The following is an 18,812-nucleotide window of genomic DNA, read 5'->3' on the forward strand; positions in this document are numbered from 1 at the left end:
GAGGTTAGCCGCGCCTGCCGCTTCGCCTCGTCCCACCGGGTCTCCACCTCGGCTGCGCGTCACATCACCGCCAGCCCCGCCGGCCGCCTGAGATCCAGCGTCGCCGGGAAGGACGGGTCCGGGATCTCCCGCATCGGCTCGTAGGAACCCGGCGTGTGGCCGATGTCCTCGAAGCGGGCGAGGCGCCTTGCTTCCGCCTCGTAGGAATTGACCGGGAAGGTCTCGTAGCTGCGCCCGCCCGGATGGGCGACATGGTAGACGCAGCCGCCGAGCGAGCGCTTCGACCAGCGGTCGTAGATGTCGAAGGTCAGCGGCGCGTGGACGGGGATCGTCGGGTGCAGGCCCGAGGCCGGCTGCCAGGCCTTGAAGCGCACCCCCGCGACCGCCTCCTTGCCGCGGCCGGTCGCCATCATCGGCACCTCGCGGCCGTTGCAGGTGACGATGTGGCGGGCCGGGACGAACTCCGACAGCTTCACCTGCAGCCGCTCGACGGAGGAATCGACGAAGCGCACCGTGCCGCCGATCGCCCCGGTCTCGCCCATGACGTTCCACGGCTCCAGCGCCTGGCGCAGCTCCAGCGTGATGCCCTCGCGCTCGATCTTTCCACAGAACGGGAAGCGGAACTCGGCCTGCGCCTCGAACCATTCCGGCTTGATCGGATAGCCGGACCGGGCGAGATCGCCGAGGACGCCCTGGAAATCCGCCCAGACGAATTCCGGCAGCATGAAGCGGTCGTGCAGCTCGGTGCCCCAGCGCACGAACCGGCCCTCTTCCGGCGCCTTCCAGAATTTCATGATCAGCGCCCGGATGAGCAGCTGCTGGGCGAGACTCATCTTCGGCTCGGGCGGCATCTCGAAGCCGCGGAACTCGACGAGGCCGAGGCGGCCCGTCGGCCCGTCCGGCGAATAGAGCTTGTCGATGCAGATCTCGGCCCGGTGGGTGTTGCCGGTGACGTCGATGAGGAGGTTGCGGAACAGCCGGTCGGTGAGCCAGGGCGGGGTGGAGAAGCCGTCCTGCGTCACCTGCGCCATGGCGATCTCCAGCTCGTAGAGCTGGTCGTGGCGTCCCTCGTCGACCCGCGGCGCCTGGCTGGTCGGGCCGATGAACAGGCCCGAGAACAGGTAGGACAGGGACGGGTGGCGCTGCCAGTAGAGGACGAGGGATTTCAGAAGGTCCGGCCGTCGCAGGAACGGCGAATCCAGCGGCGTCGCCCCGCCGACGACGACATGGTTGCCGCCGCCGGTGCCGGCATGCTTGCCGTCGATCATGAACTTGTCGGTGCCGAGCCGCGACTGGCGGGCGTCCTCGTAGACGCCCATGGTGATCGCCTTGGACTCCTCCCAGGACGCCGAGGGATGGACATTGACCTCGATGACGCCGGGGTCCGGCGCGACGCGGATGACGTTGAGGCGCGGATCGGCCGGCGGCGCGTAGCCCTCGATCTGGACCGGCAGGTTTTCCCGCTCGGCGACCTCCTCGATGGCGCCGAGAAGGTCGAGATAGGCCTCGGTCGATTCCAGCGGCGGCATGAAGACGCAGAGCTTGCCGTCGCGCGGCTCGATGGAGAGGGCCGTGCGCACATAGCCGACGATCTCGCCGGAGGCCGGGGCGAAGGAGCCGTAGGTCGGATAGAGGCCGGCCGCCGCGCCGCCCGCCGGCAAGGGCGGCAGCGGCGGCATCCACTGGCTCATGCCGCCGGAGCCGCCGCCGTTATCGCCGAGATGCTGCTGCATCTCCACCCGGCCGAACTGCTGGCGGCTCTGGGGCGGCAGCGGCGGGAAGGGCTGGGTCGGATCGTCGGGATGGATGAAGGGAAAGTCCGCCGGCCCCAGATGCGGCAGCGCCGCCAGCGGCAGCCGGTAGCCCATGGCGCTGTCGCCGGGGACGAGGAACAGGTGCCGGCGCCGGGTCGACCAGCGCTCCGAGACCCACCGCACGCCGCGGGCCCGCGCCTGCCAGGCCTGCACCGGCAGTACATGGCCGGTCGGCTTGGGCAGGCCGCGCTCGAACACCTTGGCGAGGCGGGCGCGCTCCTCCCGGTCCTCCAGCTTGGAATCCGTCGGCTCGACGTTCTCCGGCAGCTGGGCTTCGCGGAGAAGCCAGTAGCCGGCGTCCTCGAAGGCGGGGAGAACGTTGTCCGATGGAACCCCGATGGCCTCGGCGACCGCTTTGGTGAAGCGCTCGGACTCGGGCGCCCCCACCGGAGCGGCATCGGTCTCGCGGGCGATCGCCTGCGGGTTCTGCCAGATCGGCACGCCGTCCTTGCGCCAGTAGAGCGAGAAGGTCCAGCGCGGCAGCGTCTCGCCGGGATACCACTTGCCCTGGCCGTAATGGAGGAAGCCGCCCGGCGCGAAGCGATCCCGGAGCCGGCGGATCAGATCGTCGGCAAGGCCGCGCTTGGTCGGGCCGGTGGCGTCGGCGTTCCATTCCGCCGCCTCGAAATCGTCGATGGAGACGAAGGTCGGCTCGCCGCCCATGGTGAGCCGCACGTCGGCGGCCTTCAGTTCGGCATCGACCTTCTTGCCGAGTTCGTCGAGCTCCTCCCAGCTCTCGTCGGAGAAGGGATAAGAGACCCGCGGCCGCTCGGCGACGCGGGTCACCGACATGGCGAAGTCGAACTCGACCTCGGCATAGTCGACGGCACCGGAGATCGGCGCGGCGGAGCGGTAATGCGGGGTCGCGGCCAGCGGCACGTGGCTCTCGCCGGTGAGGAGGCCCGAGGTCGGGTCGAGACCGATCCAGCCGGCGCCGGGCAGATACACCTCGGCCCAGGCATGCAGGTCGGTGAAGTCGACGCTGGTGCCGGCGGGGCCGTCGATCGCCACCTTGTCGGGCTTCAGCTGGATCAGGTAGCCGGAGACGAAGCGTGCGGCAAAGCCCAGATGCCGCATGACGTTGACGAGCAGCCAGGAGGAATCGCGGCAGGAGCCCGACAGCTTTTCGAGCGTCTCCTCCGGCGTCTGCACGCCGGGCTCCATGCGCACGAGATATTCGACATGGTTCGCGATCGTCCGGTTGAGCCCGACGAGGAAGTCGACCGTGTGGGTCTCCGAGCGATCGAGACCGGCGAGGAATTTCTCGAGCAGCGGGCCAGCCGGTTCGGGCGAAAGATAGGCCGCAAGGTCGCTCTTCAGGATCGCGTCATACTCGAAGGGCCAGGCCTGGGCCGCCTCCTCGACGAAGAAGTCGAACGGGTTGTAGACCGTCATGTCGGCGAGGAGGTCGACCTCGATCTTGAATTCCGTCGCCTTCTCCGGGAAGACGAAGCGCGCGAGATAGTTGCCGAACGGGTCCTGCTGCCAGTTGATGAAGTGGTTTTCCGGCGTCACCTTCAGCGAATAGGACGGCACTTTCGTGCGCGAATGGGGCGCGGGCCGGAGCCGGATGACCTGGGGGGCGAGGGTGACGGGACGGTCGTATTTGTAGTGCGTCAGGTGGTTGAGCGCGGCAAGGATCGACATGGTCGCTTTCGTCTTTGCGGGGAGCGTCCCGTTTCGTTTCACCCCGTAAGCTTACCGCCATCTTGCGGTGCGGCAAGGCTTATCCGGCGTGCCGGGCCGTCGGGGCACGACATCGGCGGATGTGACGCTGCGATATTCGCTCCGACCGGGCTCTCCGCCGGAACCAGCCACCCTTCCAAACATTGAGAGGCGCAACGTTTTTCGCGCGGTGCGCGCGCCGAGGTTCTCGATGAAGCTGTTTTCCTGCCCCGCCTGCTCCCACGTCGTGTTTTTCGAGAACGTCCTGTGCGAGCGCTGCGGCCACGCCCTCGGCTACGAGCCCGAGACGAACCGCATGCTGGCGCTCGACCCCGACGACGGCATCTTCGTGTCGGCCGGCACCCATTCGGACGGCTCGCGCTGGAAATACTGCGCCAACTACCAGTACGGCGTCTGCAACTGGCTGATCGCCGGCGACAGCACCGACCAGTTCTGCCGGGCCTGCCGTCACAACGTCACCGTGCCGGATGCTTCCGACCCCGACAACGTCGCGCGCTGGCGCAAGATGGAGATCGCCAAGCGGCGGATGATCTACACCCTCATCCGTCTCGCGCTGCCGCTCATCACCCGCGACGAAAATTCCGAGGGGCTGGGCTTCGACTTCCTCGCCGAGACGCCGGGCGAGCCGCATGTGATGACCGGCCACGACAACGGCCTCATCACCATCGCGCTCACCGAGGCCGACGACGCCGAGCGCGAGAAGCGGCGGACCTCGATGGGCGAGCCCTATCGCACGCTGCTCGGCCATTTCCGCCACGAGGTCGGCCACTGGTACTGGGACCGGCTGGTGCGCGACGGCAATCCCGGCGCCCTCGAGGCCTGCCGGGCGATCTTCGGCGACGACACGGAAGATTACGGCGAGGCGCTGCAGCGGCACTACCAGAGCGGCCCCAAGACGAACTGGCAGGACGAATACGTCTCGTCCTATGCGGGCGCCCACGCCTGGGAGGACTTCGCCGAGACCTGGGCGCATTATCTCCACATCGTCGACACGCTGGAGACCGGCCACTGGTGGGGCGTCTCGGTCGACCCCAGGGTTCGCGATTCCGGGCTTTTGACGACCGCCATCGACTTCAACGTCTACCGCGACGAGGAATCGATCGACGACATTCTCGATGCCTGGGTGGCGCTGTCGGCGGCGCTGAATTCCTTCAACCGCTCGATGGGGCACCAGGACCTCTATCCCTTCGTGGTTTCCGAAACGGTGAAGCAGAAGCTCGGTTTCATTCACGATCTGGTGCGGGGGAAGGCGGGCGCATAGGGGTTTTCGAATGCTGTTCCGAACTGACAGCTCGAGAGCAGTCGATCGTTCATGGCCCCCAGTAGTAGGCGCGCTGTTCCGCCCGAATGAAGACGATGAGGCCAGGGTTGGAGCCCTCGCCGAACATGACGACGCCTCGCTTGTCGCTGAGGCGTTTCATGAAGCCGGTGATCCTTGTCCGAACCCTCTCATCACCCCACAACGAGATACAGTCCATGCCCGGAGCAGTCCTAAGGAGGAGGACGCCTGCATCGTTCGACCCTTTGCTATCCGCCAAACTGCCAGGCCATTTTTCGGCGACGGCCGTGGGGATGGTGGAATCGGCGGAGGTCTTCACCTCCGCGAAGGTGCAGCGATCGTCGAACGTCTCGATGTCGAGAAACGATTCAATTTCGATCGAAGCTGGGAAATCGCGCGCGACCTCGGCTTCGCCGCGATCCGTGCAGGACGAAATGAGAAGACAAAGCGCCGCAGCGTAGAAACCACTTCTCATTCGGACGACCAATCGTTGGTCGAAGATATCCGGGACAGTCATTCGGAGGCGCTAGGATCGCAAGCTCCAAACGAGCAGTTCGTTCGTGAACGCGGTGCTTTTGATTCCGCCACGTTGCGCCATGCTCCTCGCATCTGGGCAAGATCCTCAAATCCCAGTCGACATTCGTGATTTCATGCTGGCGATCTTGGGAGATCTCAGCACAATGCACAAATTTTGCAACTTTTAGCCCTCCTGTATGATCAGAAGGGTTCCCACATCCGCAAAGCCGCACAACGAAATTTCATCCGGCCTGAGGGCTGGAAGCGGCGGCCGCGGCTTTAGTTAAAGGCGAGTGCATGGGCGCTTCACGGAAGATGAGCGCCCTGGCCTCGAAGGGACGAGTGCCCGCACGGCGAAAAGCCACAAACGACGGGGACTGACCACATGGCACGATCTGCCAATCATTTTGCATTCGAGACCCATTGGGGCCCCCGCTTCGTCGACGGCGGGACCGAATTCCGCCTCTGGGCGCCCTCCGCGCCTTCGATCGAACTCGCCCTCGGCGATGCGGCCGGCAAGCCGGTGGACTTCCTGCCGATGGAGAAGGCCGACGGCGGCTGGTGGAAGATCACCACCGACCGGGTGAAGCCGAGCGATCCTTACGGCTTTCGTCTCGAAAGCGGCCTCGTCGTCCCGGACCCGGCCTCGCGCCGGCAGTTCGGCGACGTCCATTCCCTGTCGGTCCTGGTCGACCCGACCGCTTACGAGTGGAAGAGCGCCGACTGGAACGGCCGGCCCTGGGAAGAGACGGTCTTCTACGAGCTTCACACCGGCACGTTTTCGCCGAGCGGCGACTTCGACGGCATCGTCGAGAGGCTCGACTACCTGAAGGAGACCGGCATCACCGCCATCGAGCTTCTGCCGGTCGCCGAGTTCGGCGGGCGCCGGGGCTGGGGCTATGACGGCGTGCTGCTCTACTGCCCGCACGAAGTCTATGGCGGTGAAGCCGGGCTGAAGCGCCTCGTCGACGCGGCGCACGAGCGCGGGCTGATGGTCTTCCTCGACGTCGTCTACAACCACTTCGGCCCGGACGGGAACTATCTCGGCGCCTATGCGCCGGAGTTCTTCCACGAGGAGATCCACACCCCCTGGGGCGCGGCGATCGCCTATGACGAGCAGCCGGTGCGCGAGTTCATGATCGACAATGCGCTGTTCTGGCTGGAGGAGTTCCGCATCGACGGGCTTCGCCTCGACGCGATCGATTCCATCAAGGACACCACCGACACGCCGCTGGTGAAGGAACTGGCGGCGAGGGTGCGCGAGGTCTTCCCCGATCGCCACGTCCACATCACCACCGAGGACGACCGCAACATCACCTGGCATGTCGAGCGCGAGAACGGCCAGCCGGCCCTCGTCTCCGCCGAGTGGAACGACGACTTCCACCACACCGCCCATGTCGTCGCGACCCATGAGGAAGAGGGCTATTACGCCGACTATTCCCGCAAGTCGGTGGCACAGATGGCCAGGGCGCTGGCCACGGGCTTCGTCTTCCAGGGCGATCATTCCGGGCACCGCGACAAGCAGGTGGGCGTCTCCTCCGCCCACCTGCCGCCGACCGCCTTCGTCAACTTCCTGCAGAACCACGACCAGATCGGCAACCGTGCCTTCGGTGACCGGCTGGCCGATCTCGCCTCGCGCCGGGTGGTCGAATGTCTGCAGGCGATTCTCTTGCTGTCGCCGCAGATCCCGCTGATGTTCATGGGCGATGAATTCGGCGCCACCGATCCGTTCTGCTTCTTCACCGATTTCGACGGCGTGCTGGGAGCCGCCGTGCGCGAGGGGCGCCGCGCCGAGTTCAAGAAGTTCGCCGCCTTCCACGACGAGGATGCCCGCAAGCTGATCCCCGATCCGAACGCCGAGACGACCTTCCTGGCCTCGAAGCTCGACTGGTCGGCGATCGCGCGGCCGACCTATCGGCGCCGCCTCGAAATGGTGAAGAGGCTGCTCGACAAGCGCCAGAAGCTGATCGTGCCGCTGCTGCGCGGCGAGTTGCCGGCAAACTGCGGCGAATATCACGTCTCCGACGACAGCCTCGCCTTCGTCGTCGCCTGGCACCTCAAGGACGGCGCGGTGCTGCATCTCTTCGCCAATCTCGACGACGAGCCCTGGGCGATTCCGGGCGACGTCGTCAGCGGCGACCTGACCTGCGGCGAGCTCCTGCATGCCCATCCGAAGGGCGCCGACGAGATGCTGCGCAGCGGCGTCCTGCCGGGTCCCTCCGTGGTCTTCCGCCTCGAGGGCCAGAAGCTTCTCGCCGGGAACGTCCGATGACCGACAGACTAGACCGGCTGGCCGCCAGCCACGGCATCCAGATCACCTACGTCTCCGAACTCGGCGAGGAGAAGGCGATCGACGACGACGCCAAGCGCGCGCTCCTGCGCGTCATCGGCGTCGATCCCGACGAGGGCGCCCTCGGCGATTTCCACGCCGTCGCCGAGACGCCCACGCTGTCCTGTCCTTTGCCGGAGGGGATCGCCCGGAACCGCCACTGGGGCGTCGCCTGCCAGCTCTACGCCCTGCGCTCGGCGCGCAATCTCGGCATCGGCGATTTCGAGGATCTCGCGCAACTCGCGATCGTCGCGGCGGGCGAGGGCGCCGACTTCGTCGGGGTCAATCCGCTGCACGCGCTGTTCCTCGCCGAAGCGTCCCGCTACAGCCCCTATTCTCCCTCGACCCGGCGGTTCCTCAACCCGTTCTACATCGCCGTCGATCACATGGAGGGCGGCGCCGCGGCCATCGCGGCGCTGCGGGCCGAGCGGCCGGAACTCTTCGATGTCGGCGACGGCGAGCTCGTCGACTATCCGGCCATGGGGCGGCTGAAGCGCGCCCTGTTCGATGCCGTCTTCGACGTCCGCCGCAGCGAGCTCGACGACCTTCAGGCATTCCAGCGCTTCGTCGAAGATGGCGGCGAGGCGCTGCAGGGCTTCGCCCTGTTCGAGGCGATCTCCGAGGATCAGGTGGCAGGGGGCGGCCATGCCGGCTGGCACCACTGGCCGGAGCCGCTGAAGGATCGCCATTCGGCCGAGGTGGCGCGCTTTGCCGAAGACAAGCGCGAGCGCGTCCTCTTTCATCTCTGGCTGCAGTTCGAGGCCGAGGAACAGCTCGCCAGCGCCCAGGCGCGGGCGAAGACCGCCGGCATGGCGATCGGCCTCTATCTCGACCTTGCCGTCGGCGTCGCGCCGGACGGCGCCGAGACCTGGGCCGATCCGGCCCTGACGGTCAATTCGGCCCGCGTCGGCTCGCCCCCGGACATGTTCAACAGCCAGGGCCAGGACTGGGGGCTCGCGCCGCTGTCGCCGAAGGCCCTGGCGGAGCGCGGCCACAAGCCGCTGTTCGACGCCTTCGAGGCGCTGACGCGCCATGCCGGCGCGGTGCGCATCGATCATGCGATGGGGCTGGCCCGGCTCTGGTGGATCCCCAGCGAGGCGCGCTCGGCCGGCGGCGGCTATGTGCGCTACCATCTCGGCGCGATGATCGATGCCGTGGCGGCGGCGGCGAGCGCCAATCGCTGCCTCGTCATCGGCGAGGACCTCGGCACCGTGCCGCCGGGTTTCCGCGAGATCATGGCCAAGGCCAACGTCTTTTCCTACCGGGTGCTCTATTTCGAGCGCCACCAGGACGGCAGCTTCATCGCTCCCGAGGCCTATCCGCGCCTGTCGCTCGCCTGCATCTCCACCCATGACCTCGCGACGCTGGCCGGCTGGTGGACGGGCAGCGACATCGAGCTGCGCCTCGAGGCGGGCACCCAGGACGAGGCGGCGACGACCCGCGACCGCACCTCCCGGCAACACGAGAAGCGGATGCTCCTCGAGGCCCTCGGCCATGGCGGCGCGCTGCCGCAGGAGCTGGCGGCGAGCGCCCGCGGCGAGGCCGCGCTGCCCGGGGACCTGCCCGGCCCCCTGGCGGTCGCCATCCACCGCCATCTCGCCCGCAGCGCCGCCCTGCTGTTTGCCGTCCAGCTCGACGACATGGTCGGGTCGAAGCGACAGGCGAACCTTCCCGGAACCACCGACCAATATCCGAACTGGCGCATCGTGACCCCCGTCCCGCTCGAAGACCTGGCCGCCGACGGCCGGTTCCGGGAGTTCGGCGCGGCCATGCGCGAAGAAAGGCCGAGACCCTCATGAGCCGCTCGCTCGTCGCCACCTATCGCCTGCAATTTCGCGAGGGCATGGATTTCGGCAAGGCCGCCGATCTCGCGCCCTATCTGAAAAAGCTCGGCGTCAGCCATGTCTATGCCGCGCCGATCTTCGCGGCGGCCGACAATTCCACCCACGGCTACGACGTCACCGACTACAACACCCTCGACGAGGGGCTCGGCGGGGTCGCCGGCTTCACGGCGATGAGCGACGCCCTGTCGTCGGAGGATCTCGGCCTCATCCTCGACTTCGTGCCGAACCACATGGGCGTTTCGCCCGCCAACCACTGGTGGGAGGACGTCCTGCGCTGGGGCTCGGAGAGCCGCTACGCCCGCACCTTCGACATCGCCTGGGAGGCCGAGAAGATCCTCGTTCCGGTGCTCGGCAAGCCCTATGGCGAGGCGCTGGAGGCGGGCGACCTGTCGGTGCGCCTCGACGCCAAGGCCGGCGCGCTGCGCTTCGACGCCTCCGGCTACGGCCTGCCGGTCGATCCGCGCACCTATGGCCACGTCTTCGGGCTTCTCGACCATGCGGAAAAGGATCGGCTGGTGCGCCGCTTCTCCGTCGCGACGCCGGCCGAGGCGGACGAACTGACCGAACGCCTGCTCGAGCATCTCGAGGACGGCGGCTTCACCGCGGCGCTCGATGCGGCGCTTGCCACCATCAACGCCGATCGCGGCGCGCTGCACGATCTCCACGAGGCGCAGGCCTGGCGGCTCGCCTGGTGGCGCACGGCCCGCGAGAAGCTGACCTATCGCCGCTTCTTCGAGATCGCCGACCTGATCGGCGTGCGCCAGGAATCGCGGCGGGTGTTCCGCGAGTCCCATCAGCTGGTCATCCGCCTCGCCCGCGAGCGCCGGCTCGACGGCATCCGCATCGACCATGTCGACGGGCTCGCCGATCCGAAGGGCTATCTCGAGCAGCTGCGCCAGGCCTTCCAGTCGGTGCGTCGCTCGCCCTCGATCCACGTCGAGAAGATCCTGACCGGCGACGAGCGGCTGCGCACCGCCTGGGAGATCGAGGGAACGACCGGCTACGAGTTCATCACCGCGCTCGCCGGCCTCTATGTCGATCCCGCCAGAGAGATCGAGATGACCGAGGCCTATCAGGCCTTCGTCGGCGAGGAGCAGGACCTGCGCGCCATGATCCTGCGCCAGAAGCGCTCGATCTTCCAGCGCAACCTCGCCGGCGAACTGTCGGCGCTGACGGCGCTCGCCCTCTCCGTCGCCTCCCGCGGCCTCGCCACCCGCGACCTCGGGCCCGACACCATGGCCCGGGCGATCGTCGAGGTGGCGGCGGCGCTTCCCGTCTACCGCACCTATGTCTCGGTCGACGGCGTGCCGCGCCGCGACATCGCGATCATCGACGAGGCGGTCGATCTCGCCATGACCTGGCGCGAGGTCGAGGCCGACGAGCCGATCCAGTTCATCGGCCGCCTCTTGAAGCTCGACTTCGAGGACGGCGCGGACATCGCCGGCGCCCTCGACTTCACCCGGCGGTTCCAGCAGACCACCGGCGCGGTGATGGCCAAGGCCGTCGAGGACACCGTCTTCTACCGCTACAATCGCCTGATCGCCCTCAACGAGGTCGGCGGCGAGCCGGATCACTACGGCACCGACGTGGGCAGCTTCCACGACGCGATGCAGATCCGCCTCGAGGACCAGCCGGAAGGCCTGCTGGCCACCTCCACCCATGACACCAAGCGCGGCGAGGACGCCCGCGCCCGGCTCTATACGCTCTCCGAGGCGCCGGAGCGCTGGGCCGAGCTCGTCGCCGGCTTCGCGCAGACGCTGTCCGATCACCGGCTGGCGGTCGAGCCGGGGGTGACCTCGCCCGATCCCGAGACCGAATGGGGCCTCTACCAGTCGCTGCTCGGCGTCTTGCCGGCGGATTTCGACCCGGCCGACGACGCGCTGCGCGACGAGATCGCCGGGCGGCTCGCCGCCTTCGCCGAAAAGGCGGTGCGCGAGGCCAAGCGCTGGACCAGCTGGACCTCGCCGGCCGAGGCCTACGAGAAGGCCCTCGCCGACTTCGTGGCGGCGATGCTGGCGGACGGCGGCGAGGACTCCTTCATCGCGCATTTCTGGCAGGAGGCGCAGCCCTTCGTCGCCGCCGGCGCGCTGAACAGCCTGTCGCAGACGGCGATCAAGCTCCTCGCGCCGGGCGTTCCGGACATCTACCAGGGCACCGAGTTCTACGACTTCTCCCTGGTCGATCCGGACAACCGGCGCACCGTCGACTTTGCCGCCCGCTCAGAGGTGATCGGCAAGACGCGGAACCTTGCCGAGGACCTCGAGGACTGGCGCTCGGGCGTCTTGAAGGCGCGCATGACCGCCGCCGGACTGGCGCTGCGCGCCGAGATGCGCGACCTCTCCGGAACGGCCGCCTATGTGCCGCTCGCCGCGAGCGGGCCGCGCGCCGGCCATGTCGTCGCCTTTGCCCGCAAGGGCGAGAACGGCCGGGCGGCCCTGGTGGTCGCCCCGCGCCTGACCCTCGGCCTCGTCGGTGACGGCAGGGATCTTGCCGCCGCGACGACGGGCTGGGAGGGAACGACGGTGACGCTCCCCGAGGGACTGGCGACGCGGGGCTGGCGCAATATCTTCACCGGCGAGGCCTTCGACGACCGTGGCATGCTGGATCTCGGCGCGGTCCTGAAGGACCTTCCGGTCGCCATCCTCGCGACCACGTGAGGCCGGCCGTCGGCGGCAACGAACAGGGCCGGGCACGAACAGGCCGGCACGAACAGGCCGGCACGAACAGACATGACCGGCGCCGGGATGCGAGGCCGGGAGGAGGCATCATGACCATTCGCGCACTCGTCTGGAACGAGTTCTTCCACGAGCAGCACAACGACACCGTCCGGGGGATCTATCCGGACGGCATCCATGCGACCATCGCCGGCTTTCTCGGCCGCGAGGAGGGGATCGCCGCCGAAACGGCGACGCTGCCCGAACCCGAGCATGGGCTCTCCCAGTCCCGGCTCGACGAGACCGACGTGCTCCTGTGGTGGGGCCACAAGGCCCACGGCCAGGTGGAGGATGCCATCGTCGACCGGGTGGCCGAGCGCGTCCATCAGGGAATGGGGCTGATCGTCCTCCATTCGGGACATTTCTCCAAGCCGTTCAAGCGGCTGATGGGAACGCCCTGTTCGCTGCGCTGGCGCGAGGCCGGCGAGCGCGAGCGGCTGTGGGCGGTCAATCGCTCCCATCCGATCGTCCAGGGCGTGGGCGATTCGATCGAACTGCCGAATGCCGAGATGTATGGCGAGCCCTTCCTCGTCCCCGAGCCGCTGGAGACGGTGTTCATCTCCTGGTTCGAGGGCGGCGAGGTGTTCCGCTCGGGGCTCACCTACCAGCGCGGCGCGGGGAAGATCTTCTACTTCCGGCCCGGCCACGAGACCTATCCGATCTATCACAACCCGCAGATCCAGCGGGTCATCGTCAATGCCGTGCGCTGGGCCCACAATCCGGCTGCCGCCTGGAAGGATGTCTCCGCGGCGCCGAACGTTCCGGTCGACAAGGCGCCGGAGAAGATTGAACGACGGGGCGGTTCGCTCCACAAGCCGGGCGAACAGGGCTACCGGTAGAGGCAGGAAGCATGACCAACGACAATGCTGCACGCACGGGCGGAACGATGACGGGCGCGGGCGAAAAGCGCATCATGATCCTCGGCACCGGCGCGATCGCCCATCGCCATGCCGAACATTTTATCTCGATCCCCGGCTGCCGGGTGGTCGCGGCCTGCGACGTCAATGCCGAGCGGGCGCAGGCCTTCGCCACGCTGCACGGCATCGACCGGGCCTTCGCCGACCTCGGCGAGGCGCTGGCCTGGGGCGAGTTCGACGCGGTCGTCAATGCGACGCCCGATCAGGTGCACAAGGCGACGTCGCTCCAGGTGATCGCCGCCGGCAAGGCGATCTTCTGCGAGAAGCCGCTGGCGCTGAACGCCGAGGACGCCTTCGAAATGGTCGGCGCCGCCGAGCGGGCGGGGCTGATCAACATGGTCAACTTCACCTATCGCAACGCCCATGCGATCCAGCTCGCCCGCCGCATGGTCGAGGCCGGCGACATCGGCGAGGTGCGCCATGTCGATGCGAGCTATCTGCAGAGCTGGCTCACCGGCCACCACTGGGGCGACTGGCAGAGCGACGAGCGCTGGCTGTGGCGGCTCTCCTCGGGCCATGGCTCGAAGGGCGTGCTCGGCGACATCGGCGTCCACATCCTCGATTTCGTCACCTACGGGTCGGGGCAGGGGATCGCCGCGCTGCAGGCCCGGCTGAAGACCTTCGACAAGGCCGAGGGCGGGGCGATCGGCGCCTACACGCTCGACGCCAACGACAGCTGCGCGATGACCGTCGAGTTCGACAACGGGGCGCTGGGCGTCGTCCACATGAGCCGCTACGCCACCGGCAAGGCCAACGACCTCGACCTGATGATCCACGGCACGAAGGGCGCCCTGAAGATCTGGTCGAACACCACCGAATCCAGCCTCGACGTCTGTCTCGGCGAGGACATCCACACCCAGACCTGGCGGCGGGTCGAATGCCCGCCGACGCCGCTCAACGCCGAGCGCTTCGTGCTGGCGCTCCTGTCGGGGGTCAATGGCGAGCCGGATTTCCGCCACGCGGCCGAGGTGCAGAAGCTGCTCGATCTCTGCTTCGTCTCGGACGAGGAGCGCCGGATGCTGCCGGTGGTCATGCCGCCGGCGTGAGGCTGCAAGATTCGCACAAGCGATCGCGCCGGCCGTTCGTGCCGGCGGCAGCGGCGCCGGATGAAGGTCACGGAGATCGAAGCTTCGTCATCCCGGCCCCCGAGCCGGGGGCATCGGCGCTGGATGAAGGTCGCGGACATCGAAGCTTCGTCATCCCGGCCCCCGAGCCGGGAGCCATTCCAAATCATCGGTGCTGCAGCGACAGACCAATCCGAAGTCGTTGAATCGTCTGGAGCGATCGGCTGGTTCCAGGGCAGGGGAATCGATCCCGGGTCAAGCCCGGGATGACGAAGCTTTGTTGCTTTGACCGGTTCTGCGACGCCGAGACGGAGAACAGGCGGCCGCTCGTTCGTGTCGGAAGGGAGATGTATGAATCTCATAAGGCGTGAGGTGAGCGGCGCGGGATCCGGCCCCAGGTCGCGCCGGAGCCCGCGCGTCTTTGTCCGTCCGCGTGAACCTTTTGGCAAGCAGTTCGGCAATCGGTGCCGCAGGCTTAACGAACGGTTAATCATGAATTCGTAAAACTGCGGCCAGCGACGTCCGACCGCCAATGCGCGGGACGTTGCGTCAACGTTCAGTGGGCCGGCCATGCTCTCGACCTTCACGACCTACCAGCTCTACACCCGGGACCAGTCGCGGGTGCTCGACCGCATCGCGGCGGAGCCGGTGAACCAGCGCCTGGCCGACTACTACCGCAAGACCATCGGCGACGTGACCTCCGTCAAGGAGTTCATGGACGACTACAAGCTCTATTCCTACGCGATGACGGCCTATGGCCTGGAAGACCAGATCGATTCCCGCGCGCTGATCCGGAAGGTGCTCGAGAGCGACCTCTCCGACGAGAAGAGCTTCGCCAACCAGCTCTCCGACGAGCGCTACCGCGACTTCGCCAAGGCCTTCAGCTTCGTCACGGCGGCCGATGAGACCGACCCCGTCGCCCAGACCAATGCCCAGCAGCAGGTCATGGTCGAGGGCTATTCGGAGCATCGCACCAAGGCGGCCCAGACGGTCGCCGCCAGTGTCAACTACTACACGGAGAACATCGGCGCGGTGAAGACCGTCAGCCAGTTCCTCGCCGACGACAAGCTGTTCTCCGTCGCCCTCGAGGCCGCCGGCATCGATGCCTCGATCGCCTCGAAGAGCTTCATCCGCGAGGTCCTGACCGGCAACAAGGCCGACCAGATGGCCGCCCAGGGCGATGGCCGCTACCTGCTGCTCGCCACCATGCTGCCCTTCGACGCGGCGGGACGGGCGCCGGCCGGCGGCCTGCAGGATGCCGGCCGGGCGAATTCGACCGCCTATCTCTACTATCAGCAGAAGGGGCTGGAGGCCTCGCCCCAGGCCGCCGCCCTGCAGGTCGCCTTCTACGAATCCGAGATCGGCAAAATCACCAGCGCCGACGCGCTGATCGAGAACCCCCGGCTGCTCGACGTGGCGCTGACGGCCGTCGGCCTCGATCCCGCGATCGAGTCCCCCGCCTATGTCTGGAACATCCTCACCAGCGACCGCTCCGATCCCAAGAGCGTCCTCAACAAGATGCCGGAGACGACCACCGCGGAAAAGACCCGCAAGCAGCAGTATACGGCGCTCGCCGAGATGTTCCGCTTCAACACCGACGGAAGCCTCGACGCCGGCACGACGGCGCAGACGGCCGCGCAGGTCGCCAGCCTCACCGGCGCCTATCTCGACAACTACGGCGATGCGGCGGCCGAGGACGACCGCCTGTCCTCCTCCTTCTACTCCGCGAACCTGGCCAGCATCGGCACGGTCATGGACTTCATGAACAAGCCCACCGTCTATGATTACGCGCTGAAGGCCGTCGGGCTCGACCCCGCCACCGAAAGCCGGTCCACCATCATGCGGGTGCTGCGCAGCGATCCCTCCGACCCGAACGGCTATGCGGCCGGCCTGAAGGACGACCGCTACATCCGTCTCGCCAGCGCCTTCAACTTCGGCGCCGACGGCAAGGTGACCGACGTGCGGCGCGTCCAGACCGAGGCGGCCCAGGGCGATACGATCGACCGCTATCTGAACCGCCTCGAGGAAGACGAGGACAAGGCCGCGATCACGACGGTCGTCCAGGATTCCCAAGGGTTCCGCTCCGCCATGTCGTCGATCTCGACGATCGACGAATTGCTGGAGGACGAGACCGCCTTCGACTACGCGATGACGGCGATCGGCTTCGATCCCGAATACCAGGACGTGGAACTGATCCGGAAGGTCCTGGCGAGCGATCCCGAAGATCCCTCGAGCTTCGTCAACCGGCTGGGCGTCGACGCCTACAAGACCCTGCGCAGCGCCTTCGACATCGATGCCTACGGCAATCTCAACCTGGCGCAGGACGAGACCGGCGGGCAGATCATCATCGATGCCTATATCGACCGCGAGCTCGGGCGGAAGGATCCGGCCCTCGTCGAGGCCGCCGAGGGCATTCTCGCCTACAATGCCGGCATCCCGAAGGTCGCCACCATGAACGACCTCCTGTCGGACGCGGGCGTCCTCGACTTCGCGCTGAAGTCCTTCGGCCTCGACGGCGCGAAGCTGTCGAGCGACGAGATCCGGGCGATCCTGACCAGCGACCTGTCCGATCCCAAGAGCGCGGCCGCGAGCTACGGCGACGACAGCTATCTGGAATTCGCCGCGGCCTTCAACTTCGCCGCGGACGGCACCATCGAACGGGACCAGACGCGGGTCCAGAGCGTCTCCGCCATGCTCTCCACCCAGGATCTCTACCTGCGCCAGCGGATGGAGGAAGAGGCCGGCAGCGAGAACAACGGCGTGCGCCTGGCGCTCTACTTCAGCCGCACCGCGGCCGACATCGACAATGTCTACACCTTCCTCGCCGACGACGCCCTCCTGGAATTCGTCAAGACGACCTTCAGCCTGCCCGACGAGTTCTCCTCCAGCAACATCGACGTCCAGGCCCGCAACCTCGAGAAGAAGATCGACCTCGAGCAGCTGGACGATCCGAAATATGTCGAGCGCATGATCAGCCGCTTCCTGGCGATGTACGACCTCTCCAACGACAGCAGCGCCTCCAATCCGGCGCTCTCGATCCTGAGCGGCGCGACCTACATCTGATACCCTCGGCCCCGGTCTTCGACCGGCGCCGAGGGGCGACCGCTCGAGCGCCGCGCGGGCTTGATACCAGCGGGCGCGCGAGTCACTCTCTCGGGACGCCGGCATGACGCCTGCGGCCTGACGGGCTTCGGCCATGCAATTCGATCATGCAACATGCAATTCGGTCATGCAAAAAGGGCGGCGGGGTTTCCCCCGGCCGCCCTCTGTCCATTCCGTCCATGGGTTGCGCATCTGCGCGAGGCGCTCTCGGCCCGCCGCGCGGCGCGCGTTCAGCGAACCCGGATGACGGCGCCGCTGTCGCGGTCGACATCGACGCGGATCCGGTCGCCGCGGCGGTCGACGCCGGCGACCCGGTAGGCATTGCGCGTCCGCGTCACCTGCCGGACCTCGCGAAGCCCCTGGCGCCGGGCGATCCGCACCGCGTCCCGCTCGGAGACGCCTTCGCGGACCCGGTAGCGCTCGCCGCGGCGGTCGCGATTCTCACCGCGGTCCCGCGCCGATTCCTGCGGCACGATCCGGATCCCGTCCGGTCCGATGCGCACGGTCTGTGCCGCGCCGGGCGTCGCGGTTGCCAGCAGGGTGGCCGCGAGAATTCCATAAGTCCAAGACGTCCTGCGCATGACCGCTCTCCTCCGCCGGCAAGGGTCGCCAGCCTCGTTGTTTGGGGATCGGAGGAAAAACTGCTTTGATTGCAAATGGTTCCGCAGGGTCTTTGGCCGGCGGCGCGGCTCGCGCCTGGCCGGTCGCAGGCATGTCGGACCGGTCAGGCGGGTGCACGTCCCGCCTGACCCGGCGCCGCATGCGGCCTCAGGCGAGATACTGCCCACCATTCGCCGACAGCGTCGAGCCGGTGATGAAGCCGGCCTCGTCGGAGACCAGGAAGACCACGCAGCGGGCGATCTCTTCCGGCTCGCCCAGGCGGCCCACCGGAATGTTCGCGACGATCTGCTTTTCCATCACCTCCGGCGGAATGGTCGCCATCATGTCGGTGTTGATGTAGCCGGGGCAGATGGCGTTGACGGTGACGTTCTTGCGCGCCCCCTCCTGGGCCAGCGCCTTGGTGAAGCCGAGGTCGCCGGCCTTCGCGGCGGCGTAGTTCGTCTGGCCCATCTGGCCCTTCTGGCCGTTGATCGAGGAGATGTTGACGATCCGGCCGAAGCCGCGGGCGCGCATGCCCTCCCAGACCGGCCGGGTCATGTTGAACAGGCCGTTGAGATTGGTGTTGATGACCGCCTGCCAGTGTTCCGGCGTCATCTTGTGGAACATGGCGTCGCGGGTGATGCCGGCATTGTTGACGAGGATGTCGACGGGCCCGAGCTCGGCCTCGACCCTGGCGATGCCCTCGACGCAGGCGTCATAGGAGGCGACGTCCCATTTGTAGACCGAGATGCCGGTCTCCTCGCGGAAGGCGTTCGCCCGCTCGTCATTGCCGGCATAGGTCGCGGCGACGTTGTAGCCTTGCGCCTTGAGCGCCTTCGAGATCGCTGCCCCGATGCCGCGCGAGCCGCCCGTCACGATCGCTGTTCTGGCCATGATTCCTCCCTTTCGACAGATCCGCCGGGCCATTGCCTGTGCCGACGGTAACC

Annotated in this window: 11 protein-coding genes; 7 read left to right on the forward strand and 4 right to left on the reverse strand. The window is 67.4% G+C overall.

Going from position 1 to position 18,812, the window contains the following annotated elements; all coding sequences use genetic code 11:
* Nucleotides 1–59 precede the first annotated feature (59 nt).
* Nucleotides 60–3,461 (reverse strand): transglutaminase family protein, encoded by a 3,402-nt coding sequence (locus ATO4_RS15140; RefSeq protein ID WP_083592373.1) that lies wholly within the window; start codon nt 3,459–3,461, stop codon nt 60–62.
* 229 nt (nt 3,462–3,690) lie between these two features.
* Between ATO4_RS15140 and ATO4_RS15145 the strand changes: the two genes are divergently transcribed.
* Nucleotides 3,691–4,761: a putative zinc-binding peptidase gene (locus ATO4_RS15145; RefSeq protein ID WP_083592374.1), complete on the forward strand. Its 1,071-nt coding sequence runs from the start codon at nt 3,691–3,693 to the stop codon at nt 4,759–4,761.
* 49 nt (nt 4,762–4,810) lie between these two features.
* Here the strand turns inward: ATO4_RS15145 and ATO4_RS15150 are convergent, their stop codons facing one another.
* The gene (locus tag ATO4_RS15150; RefSeq protein ID WP_083592375.1) at nt 4,811–5,254 is read right to left on the reverse strand and encodes a hypothetical protein; all 444 of its coding nucleotides are present in this window, start codon (nt 5,252–5,254) and stop codon (nt 4,811–4,813) included.
* Nucleotides 5,255–5,680: 426 nt separating this feature from the next.
* Here ATO4_RS15150 and treZ point away from each other — a divergent pair, with 426 nt between their 5' ends.
* The 6 genes from treZ (at nt 5,681) to ATO4_RS15180 (ending at nt 17,226) form a co-directional block, all read left to right on the forward strand.
* Nucleotides 5,681–7,567, forward strand: coding sequence for a malto-oligosyltrehalose trehalohydrolase (gene treZ / locus ATO4_RS15155; RefSeq protein ID WP_083592376.1), 1,887 nt, complete (start codon nt 5,681–5,683; stop codon nt 7,565–7,567).
* Nucleotides 7,564–9,423, forward strand: a complete 1,860-nt coding sequence (gene malQ / locus ATO4_RS15160; protein ID WP_083592377.1) for a 4-alpha-glucanotransferase — start codon at nt 7,564–7,566, stop codon at nt 9,421–9,423. Before treZ ends, malQ begins: the two co-directional genes overlap by 4 nt.
* A complete protein-coding gene (treY, locus tag ATO4_RS15165) occupies nt 9,420–12,125 on the forward strand; it encodes a malto-oligosyltrehalose synthase (protein ID WP_083592378.1) in 2,706 nt (901 codons plus the stop codon). The genes malQ and treY overlap by 4 nt, the downstream gene beginning before the upstream one ends.
* A gap of 110 nt (nt 12,126–12,235) precedes the next feature.
* Complete coding sequence (locus ATO4_RS15170) at nt 12,236–13,021, forward strand: ThuA domain-containing protein (RefSeq protein WP_083592379.1); 786 nt, start codon at nt 12,236–12,238, stop codon at nt 13,019–13,021.
* An 11-nt stretch (nt 13,022–13,032) separates the two neighbouring features.
* On the forward strand, nt 13,033–14,145 hold the full coding sequence (locus ATO4_RS15175; protein WP_245308768.1) for a Gfo/Idh/MocA family oxidoreductase: 1,113 nt from the start codon (nt 13,033–13,035) through the stop codon (nt 14,143–14,145).
* A gap of 588 nt (nt 14,146–14,733) precedes the next feature.
* Entirely contained in the window at nt 14,734–17,226 is a 2,493-nt protein-coding gene (locus ATO4_RS15180; protein WP_083592380.1) for a DUF1217 domain-containing protein, read from the forward strand.
* A 269-nt stretch (nt 17,227–17,495) separates the two neighbouring features.
* Here the strand turns inward: ATO4_RS15180 and ATO4_RS15185 are convergent, their stop codons facing one another.
* Entirely contained in the window at nt 17,496–17,846 is a 351-nt protein-coding gene (locus ATO4_RS15185; protein WP_083592381.1) for a PepSY domain-containing protein, read from the reverse strand.
* A 187-nt stretch (nt 17,847–18,033) separates the two neighbouring features.
* Nucleotides 18,034–18,759 carry a beta-ketoacyl-ACP reductase gene (locus ATO4_RS15190; RefSeq protein ID WP_083592382.1) on the reverse strand — a complete coding sequence of 242 codons (726 nt, stop codon included), beginning with the start codon at nt 18,757–18,759 and terminating at the stop codon, nt 18,034–18,036.
* Nucleotides 18,760–18,812: the final 53 nt, after the last annotated feature.

Origin of the sequence: Aurantimonas sp. 22II-16-19i (assembly GCF_002088275.1) — a bacterium.
GTDB lineage: Bacteria > Pseudomonadota > Alphaproteobacteria > Rhizobiales > Rhizobiaceae > Jiella.